This is a genomic window from Bacillus sp. CGMCC 1.60114, assembly GCF_042676365.1.
Classification (GTDB): domain Bacteria; phylum Bacillota; class Bacilli; order Bacillales; family Bacillaceae_G; genus Bacillus_A; species Bacillus_A rhizoplanae_A.
This window is the reverse complement of record NZ_JBHTHG010000108.1, coordinates 284,083-292,482: the sequence shown is the minus strand read 5'-3', so window position 1 is coordinate 292,482 and position 8,400 is coordinate 284,083. Positions and strand designations below refer to the sequence as shown.

Genomic DNA, 8,400 nt, shown 5'->3' with positions numbered 1-8,400 from the left:
CAAAACCTCCAAAATAAAAAGAGCCTATGTAGTCTATCGTACTACATAGGCTCTGAAAGTTCCCGAAGAAGTTGATTAACTCGAAGAGTTTGTCAACAGCCCCTTTCAGGCAGCTTTCTCCTTCTTAACGATCAATCAATTGAACCATAAGCAATGCTTTTCCAACAACATTTCCTTCATGTCGTACTTCTACATCAACCTTACCAAATTTACGTCCAATTTCTAACACTTTCGGATGAACGGACACAACGTTATCGATTTGAACCGGTTTTACAAAGAAAATAGTTAAATTCTCTACAATGACGTCACCTTTTTTCTGTGCACGAAGGACACGATTTGTTGCTTCTGTCACAATTGTTGTAAAAACGCCATATGACAAAGTCCCTATTGAATTTGTCATTTGTGGTGTGACAGAAAAATGATAAGCAGAATCTTGTTTTGCTTCTTTCGGATTCATAAATTGATTCGTTACAATATCATCAATCGTTTCCCCAACTTGCGGCTGACGCTGAATCATTTGAAGCGCTTGCAGTACATCTTGACGACTAATAATCCCTTGCAATATATTGTTATCATCAACAACTGGAAGAAGCTCAATTCCTTCCCACACCATCATACGTGCCGCTGCTGCAACAGATATTTTTCCGTTTACAGTAATCGGTTGTTTTGTCATCACTTTTTCAATTGGTGTTTCTTTTACTACACCAATCATATCTTTGGACGTTACAATGCCAAGCACTTTATTTGCCTCATCTACAATCGGATAACGTCCATGCATCGTTTCTTCATTATACTTATGCCATTTTTCCACCGTATCACTTGGCTGTAAACATACAGTCTCTTCGATTGGTGTTAAAATATCTTCAACGAGAACAATTTCTTTTTTAATAAGCTGATCATAAATAGCGCGGTTAATGAGCGTCGCTACCGTAAATGTATCATAGCTGCTTGAAATAATAGGAAGCTTTAATTCATCTGCTAATTTCTTCACATGCTCTTCTGTATCAAACCCACCTGTAATCAGTACAGCTGCTCCTTCTTCAAGCGCTAATTGATGTGCTTGTGTACGGTTTCCGATAATAAGTAAATTCCCAGCTTCCGTATAACGCATCATCGCTTCTAGCTTCATTGCTCCGATTACAAACTTATTTAACGTTTTATGTAAACCTTCTCTTCCGCCAAGTACTTGACCATCCACGATGTTAACAACTTCTGCAAATGTTAGCTTTTCGATATTTTCTTTCTTTTTTTGTTCAATACGAATTGTCCCGACCCGTTCAATTGTACTTACATATCCTTTATTTTCCGCATCTTTAATCGCACGATATGCCGTTCCTTCACTTACGCTCAACTCTTTTGCAATTTGGCGCACAGAAATTTTATGCCCAATTGGCAAACTGTTGATGTATTCCAAAATTTGGTTGTGTTTCGTAGCCAAATAGTTTCACCATACTTTCTTTTCCCTGAATTCTTCACGTGTTATCTTTTTAGTATACTATATTTTCAAAACTGTTACACTGTATGTTTATATACCTGTACTAATTTTTTTATAACAAAAGGATACAGATTTCTTACAATCATGTAATTTCCTTGTCATCTTATTCGATAGTTTGTTTCATTTTCTTATCGTACAATGAAGACAAGAAATGAGAGACAAGGATCGATGTGATATGAAAAAAATTTTAGAAATAATTGGTGCGGTATTGTTAGCATTCGTGGATGGAAAAAGAGTAGTAGCCAAAATCAACGAAGTAACTGAAACAGAAACACATAGATTACAATCTAAAAATGATATAACAAATCCAACGTTTACATTATGTCCTTCTCACATGTAAAAACCTTCACTTTGCTGTGCAAAATGAAGGTTTCTTTTTTATCCCGCTCGCGAGCAGTAAGACCCCCACTGACGGAAGTTTCACTTTATCCCGCATTAACGGGCAGTAAGACCCCCACCTCAAGATTCAGAGAAAGCGAAGAAGTTAGGTGGGGATAACTGCCCGTAAAAGCCCGATTGGTTCAACTAACCATCAGTGGGGGATGAAGAACCCCCCACTGATGGAAGTTTCACTTTATAATTCAATCACTTCTCCTGCTTGTAACACTTTTCCTACACTACCGGTTAATTTTTCTACAAATTGATGCGGATCTTGTTCGATAACTGGGAAGGTATTATAGTGCATTGGCACAACAATTTTCGCTCCAATCCATTCTGCAGCTAACGCAGCATCCTCTGGACCCATTGTAAAGTTATCTCCAATTGGTAAAAATGCCACATCAATTGTATGACGAGAACCAATTAATTTCATATCCGAGAACAACGCTGTATCTCCGGCATGATAAATTGTTTTTTCTTCTGCAGTAAATACAATCCCTGCTGGCATACCTGTATATGTAATCGTTTGATTTTCTTCATCAACATAGCTAGAACCATGAAATGCTTGTGTAAACTTCACTGTTCCAAATTCAAATGCATGAGAACCTCCAATATGCATTGGATGTGTATTTACACCTTTCCAACCTAAAAATGTCGCAAGCTCAAACGGCGCAATAACAACTGCATTATGTTTTTTTGCTAATTCTACTGTATCCCCAACGTGATCACCATGTCCATGAGAAAGGATAATTGCATCAACTGTTACCTCTTCTACTTTTAAATCTGTTTTCGGATTACCTGTAATAAATGGATCAATTAAAATAACCTTTCCGTTCGTTTCAATCTTTACAACTGAATGACCGTGATAAGATACTTTCATCTTTTCATTACCTCCCTTATTCATATTCACCCCCTTCTATTCTACACGATTTCGCAATTCCCTGTCTTTTCAAACATCGATTTGCTTGTCATAACGCTTTCGTTCGATGTAAAGTTATACATGTAATTGAAATTTCGGAGGTGCAGATATATGAATACTAGATTAGAAAAATTAATGCAATGGCTACAAGAAAAAAATACAGAAGCTGCATTCTTAACTTCTACACCGAGCGTCTTCTATATGACGAACTTCCACTGCGAACCGCATGAAAGACTACTCGGTCTATTTGTATTCCAAGAAAAAGAACCTATGTTAATTTGTCCGAAGATGGAAGAAGACAAAGTAAGAAGCGCTGGCTGGACTCACGAAATTATCGGATTTACAGATACAGACAATCCATGGGATATGATCGCGAAAGCAATCAAAGCACGCGGCATTGATGCAAATGCAGTTGCAATTGAAAAAGAACATTTAAATGTAGAACGCTATGAGCAATTATCACAATTATTCCCAAAAGCATCTTTCAAACCTGCTGAAGAAAAAGTACGTGAACTTCGCCTAATTAAAGATGAAAAAGAGCTTGCGATTTTACGCCAAGCTGCTGCTATGGCTGATTATGCAATTGAAGTTGGGGTAGATGCAATTCAAGAGAATCGCAGTGAACTTGAAGTATTAGCGATAATTGAGCATGAATTAAAGAAAAAAGGCATTCATAAAATGTCCTTTGACACAATGGTATTAACAGGTGCAAATTCCGCCCTTCCGCACGGTGTACCAGGTGCAAATAAAATTCAACGCGGTGATTTCGTCCTATTTGACTTAGGTGTTATTATCGATGGTTACTGCTCTGATATTACGCGTACAGTTGCTTTTGGCGAAATTTCAGACGAACAAAAACGCATTTATGACACTGTATTAAAAGGTCAATTACATGCAGTTGAATCATGTAAACCGGGCGCAACATTTAGTGAAATCGACCGTGCTGCTCGTTCTATTATCGCAGATGCTGGCTACGGCGACTTCTTCCCGCACCGCCTTGGTCATGGACTTGGTATTAGCGTCCATGAATATCCAGACGTAAAAGACGGTAACAACTCTCCATTACGAGAAGGAATGGTCTTCACAATTGAACCAGGTATTTACGTACCAAACGTAGGCGGCGTTCGTATTGAAGATGATGTTTATATAACGAAAGATGGCGTGGAAATTTTAACGAAATTCCCGAAAGAATTACAGTTTGTAAAATAAGCATAAAAAACGCTTGGAAATGTTCACTATCCAAGCGTTTTTTATGCTTATTGATTTCCAAAACTTCAAAGTTAAAATCCATACGCCTCTAACTTCATCATTCCACCAAAATAATGTTGAGCAGTAGTAAAAGAAATGAATGCACAAAGCTCACTTATTTCAGCTTCTGAAAAATACTCTTTTAATATTTGAAAAGAAGAATTTGAAATATTTCCTTTTTGTTCTTTTAAAAAGACTTCTGCAAATCCAACTGCAACAGATATTTTTTCATCAAACATATGAGGATCAGGTTTTCCTTTTGCTTTGCAATACTCACAACCATTGCTTTGTGCTAATGTCCTTCTAACCTGTTCTTTTAATTTTGATGATAATAGCCCGTCCTTCTCTAATATTTCTCCTAAATAAGACCACGCTTCCATAACTTTTTTATTGTGTCCTAAAAGTTTTTGAAAAGGTGTTTCTCCGAAATTTGATCCATTAATTCTTGCCATTTACAACACCTCCTTGTTATATTAAGCATACAGAATAAAATCTATAGGTTGCATTAAATTAGAAACGTATTATTAAATAATTATTTAAATAACTAAGAAAAAAAGAGGAATTACTTTAAAAAATGAAAATAGATGATATTGATAAAAAAATAATAGTTGAGTTATCCAACAATAGTCGTTTATCAATGAGTGAACTTGGAAGAAGAATTAATTTATCTTCTCCCTCTGTAACTGAACGAGTAAGACAAATGGAGTCATTTGGAATAATAAAAAAATATACTTTAGAAATTGATTATGAAAAATTGGGATTTCCTATCCAATGTATAATAGAAGCAACCGTTAAAAACGGGGGCTATAAAAATTTTAAAAATTACATTGAGAGTCTTCCTAATGTGGATTTTTGTTACCGTATAGCCGGAAATGCTTGTTATATGCTTAAAATGCAATTTGAGAACTTTTCTAAAGCAGAAGAGTTTATCGACACCGTAAATCCATACGCATCCACTGTTACACATTTTATCTTTTCTCAAGTCCAAACGAGTTTGAAAATTGATTCAGATTGACCTGTTCCGTAATTATCTATCGGAATATATTCCATAAGAAGCTGAAGATATCGCGTATCTTACACAATATTTCCAGCTTCTTTGTTTTCAGCACTAAGCCTTCGTAAAAATTCGCATATATCATAATTCACCATTCATTCCTTTCCGTATATTTCCATACATAAAAAGCACATCAAAACTTGATGTGCTTTCAATCTTGTAAACTTAGTTTCCTCTACCTCTTTAAAACAACTCGTTTTAAACTACCTTATCTTTATAAGTATGTAAAAATAACTCTTCAAACTCACAAGCCGGCAGTGGCTTACTAAAATAATACCCTTGTATGTAAGAACAGTTATGCTCCCTTAAAAAGGCTAGTTGTTCCTCTGTTTCTACACCTTCTGCTGTAATTTCAAGACCAATATGTTGTCCCATTGCAATGATAGCTGCAGTGATTTGCTTCGTTCGTACATCTTCATGAATATCTTTAATAAATGAGCGATCAATTTTCAACTTTTGAATTGGATAGTCCTTCAAATAACTTAATGAACTATGACCGGTCCCAAAATCATCAATACTAATCATTACTCCTAGATTACGAAATGCCCGTAACAACCTTTTCGATCGCTCTACATTTGTCATAGTCATACTTTCTGTTACTTCAAGCTCTAATAAATGAGGAGACAGCTTATATTTCCGTAATAAGTCCGCAACGGTTTTTACGATATCCTCAGCCTGAAATTGTCTTGGTGATAAATTAACAGACACACGAATTGAGAATCCTTTATCATACCAAGCTCTCGCTTGCCTGCATGCTTTCTCCAACACTAACTTCCCTAGCGGAATAATTAAACCCGTTTCCTCTGCCAAAGAAATAAATTTTAACGGTGAGCGCATTGTGCCATCCGGTAACTGCCAGCGTACAAGCGCTTCTACCCCAACAACCTCTCCTGTTTCACAATGAACTTGTGGTTGATAATGGAGAGTAAATTCATCATTCTCAATCGCTTTTCGCAGTTGCTGTTCTTCTACTAATTGATTCTCTGAAAGCTCTCCAATTGCTGAGGAATAAAGGCGATAGCTACTCTTTCTACTCTCCTTTGCCGTATACATGGCGATATCTGCGCGGCCCATAATTGTATTTACTTCCACTCCATCCCGCGGCGCTATAGCAATTCCAATACTAACAGTGCAATATAAATGATTCCCCTCTATTATAAAAGGTTCCTCAAATGTATGCATAATTTGCTTTGCTAATTGAATCGGCTCTTGTTTCGATTGAATATTAGGAAGTAAAATTGTAAATGCATCGCCGCCTAAGCGTGCAACGATTCCTCTCTTTCCAACTTTCATTGCTAACTTGTTTGCTACTTGTTTTAATAATATATCTCCCACATTATGTCCTAAAGCATCATTAATTACTTTAAAACGATTTAAATCAAGAAAGAATACAGCACACTTTTCATTATTTCCTACACAGTCCTTCAGAGTAGCCTCTAGTTTTTCCGTAAAATTGCGTCTGTTTGGCAATTCTGTGAGATTATCATAATAAGCCAATCGAAATATATTTTCTTCATTTTCTAACTGCTCTGTAATATCCCTTGCAATTCCATATATACAATCCAATCGTTCTTCAATGTAAACTGGAACTAATGTAATATTCAAATCTAAAACAGAGTCATCCTCTACTTTAATTTTCGTATTAAAATTATGTGCTTTCCTAGCATGAATTGTTTGATAGAAATATACTTTAACTTTCTGCTTTTCTTCTCTTGTTAACACATGTATCATTTTTTTATTTTGCAATTCGCGCTCTCTATAACCAAGCATTTCCTCCCCTGCAGGATTCATGCTTACTAACCGTCCATCATACGATATTGAAAAAACAGCATCTAAATTGTGATTAACAAGTGAGCGATACCTCTTTTCATTTTCAAGCAACTCTATCGCTTGAAACCGAAAACGCCTATCTGTGACAGTACCAAATACTAAAAAAAACTGAATCATTATCGTCGTAATACCAACCATAATCACAAGTGTGTAATGACTCATTCCAGACGGCACAGTTAAAGCAGAAGGTAAGCTAAAAGATGCGGCAGCCACTTCTGTGTAATGCATACCTGCTATCGCGATTCCCATAGCGATAGCACTGATAAATTTATATATATTATCCCTTATAGAATTTTCATATTTAGACACTTCAAATAAAATTTTTAAAACTGCTATAGAAGCTACAATCGCAATCAATATTGATAATATAAATAAAAATGGATCATACTCAATATCTACTGACTCCATCGCTTCCATCCCAATATAATGCATAGCACCAATTGCTATCCCCATTGAACTGCCGCCTAACACAAAATGAACACGCTTTACTTGTAAATAACTTACACTATACAATCCGATTAAAGAAGCAATGCACGAAACAAACATAGAAAACAAAACAAGCTTTGGATTATATTTAATAGATATTGGAAGTTGAAAGGCTAACATACCAATAAAATGCATAGACCATATCCCAATTCCCATTGTAATGGAACCAAAAAATAACCATAACTTCCTTTGTTTTTTATTCGAATGCACAATCCGTCTTACAAGATTTAAAGCAGCATATGATGCAAAAACCGCAATTACTACTGACAGTGATACGAACCAATTATTATAAGAACCAATCAATTGTTGCATCCACTCTTACCCCTTAAATATTGTAATATAGAGAAATAACGCTTATGTACGCACAAAAATATTAAAGTACTCTGCTTTCTTCGCTTCATTTTTTCTAATAAACAATCTCTTAATAATTAATATTACCTTATTATTATATATGAAATATTTATGATTGTTTATGTATAATTTTTCTTTTTAGCGTGAAAAAATAGAAAAAGCGCAAGTTTTTACGCTTATATCTTTTCTTTTTTCACTAAACTCTTCATACCTTTTCCACGATAACCGTATCGGCATCTACATCTTCAAAACAAAGATTCACAGTACGCGTTAATGCTCTTGTCCGATGAATCGCCCCCGCTGGAATGCATAACGTATCATTTGGTTTCAAGACAATTGTTTCCCGATCTTGAAAATCAATCAATAACTCTCCTTCTAATACCATAAATAATTCATCTGAATTCGAATGGAAATGCCAATCATATTCTCCAGTAAACACAGCAATCCGCAAACAATGATTATTTACATTTGAAACAACAAAATTTTTATGTTGCTCTGCAATATTTCTTGTCATTTCTAATAAGTTGATTTTTTCTAAGTTTAATTCTTTTGTAAGTTCATTTCCCATATTTATCTCCCCATTATTTAAATCTAGCATTATACTCTCTCTTAATTCCATCATATCAAACCTTTTTCAAA

At 35.3% G+C, this 8,400-nt stretch carries 8 protein-coding genes; 3 read left to right on the top strand and 5 right to left on the bottom strand.

From position 1 onward, the window contains the following. Positions 1-124: 124 nt before the first annotated feature. A complete protein-coding gene (locus ACFQZ1_RS17825; RefSeq protein WP_377883535.1) occupies positions 125-1,438 on the bottom strand; it encodes a DRTGG domain-containing protein in 1,314 nt (437 codons plus the stop codon). Between the two features lie 232 nt (positions 1,439-1,670). Between ACFQZ1_RS17825 and ACFQZ1_RS17820 the strand changes: the two genes are divergently transcribed. Then, positions 1,671-1,835, top strand: a complete 165-nt coding sequence (locus ACFQZ1_RS17820) for a hypothetical protein (protein ID WP_377883534.1) — start codon at positions 1,671-1,673, stop codon at positions 1,833-1,835. A gap of 234 nt (positions 1,836-2,069) precedes the next feature. Here the strand turns inward: ACFQZ1_RS17820 and ACFQZ1_RS17815 are convergent, their stop codons facing one another. Continuing rightward, positions 2,070-2,753, bottom strand: coding sequence for a metal-dependent hydrolase (locus tag ACFQZ1_RS17815; protein WP_377883543.1), 684 nt, complete (start codon positions 2,751-2,753; stop codon positions 2,070-2,072). Between the two features lie 150 nt (positions 2,754-2,903). Between ACFQZ1_RS17815 and pepQ the strand changes: the two genes are divergently transcribed. Continuing rightward, positions 2,904-4,001, top strand: a complete 1,098-nt coding sequence (gene pepQ / locus ACFQZ1_RS17810) for a Xaa-Pro dipeptidase (RefSeq protein ID WP_377883533.1) — start codon at positions 2,904-2,906, stop codon at positions 3,999-4,001. Positions 4,002-4,072: 71 nt separating this feature from the next. On the opposite strand, the gene ACFQZ1_RS17805 is transcribed toward pepQ, so the two are convergent. Further along, on the bottom strand, positions 4,073-4,492 hold the full coding sequence (locus tag ACFQZ1_RS17805) for a carboxymuconolactone decarboxylase family protein (protein ID WP_377883532.1): 420 nt from the start codon (positions 4,490-4,492) through the stop codon (positions 4,073-4,075). A 122-nt stretch (positions 4,493-4,614) separates the two neighbouring features. On the opposite strand from ACFQZ1_RS17805, the gene ACFQZ1_RS17800 reads away from it, so the two are divergent. Further along, positions 4,615-5,055, top strand: coding sequence for an Lrp/AsnC family transcriptional regulator (locus tag ACFQZ1_RS17800; RefSeq protein ID WP_377883531.1), 441 nt, complete (start codon positions 4,615-4,617; stop codon positions 5,053-5,055). A gap of 237 nt (positions 5,056-5,292) precedes the next feature. On the opposite strand, the gene ACFQZ1_RS17795 is transcribed toward ACFQZ1_RS17800, so the two are convergent. Together ACFQZ1_RS17795 and ACFQZ1_RS17790 are read right to left on the bottom strand one after the other, a co-directional pair. Next, a complete protein-coding gene (locus ACFQZ1_RS17795) occupies positions 5,293-7,722 on the bottom strand; it encodes an EAL domain-containing protein (RefSeq protein WP_377883530.1) in 2,430 nt (809 codons plus the stop codon). A 244-nt stretch (positions 7,723-7,966) separates the two neighbouring features. After that, on the bottom strand, positions 7,967-8,329 hold the full coding sequence (locus ACFQZ1_RS17790; protein ID WP_377883529.1) for a cupin domain-containing protein: 363 nt from the start codon (positions 8,327-8,329) through the stop codon (positions 7,967-7,969). Between the last annotated feature and the right edge of the window lie 71 nt (positions 8,330-8,400).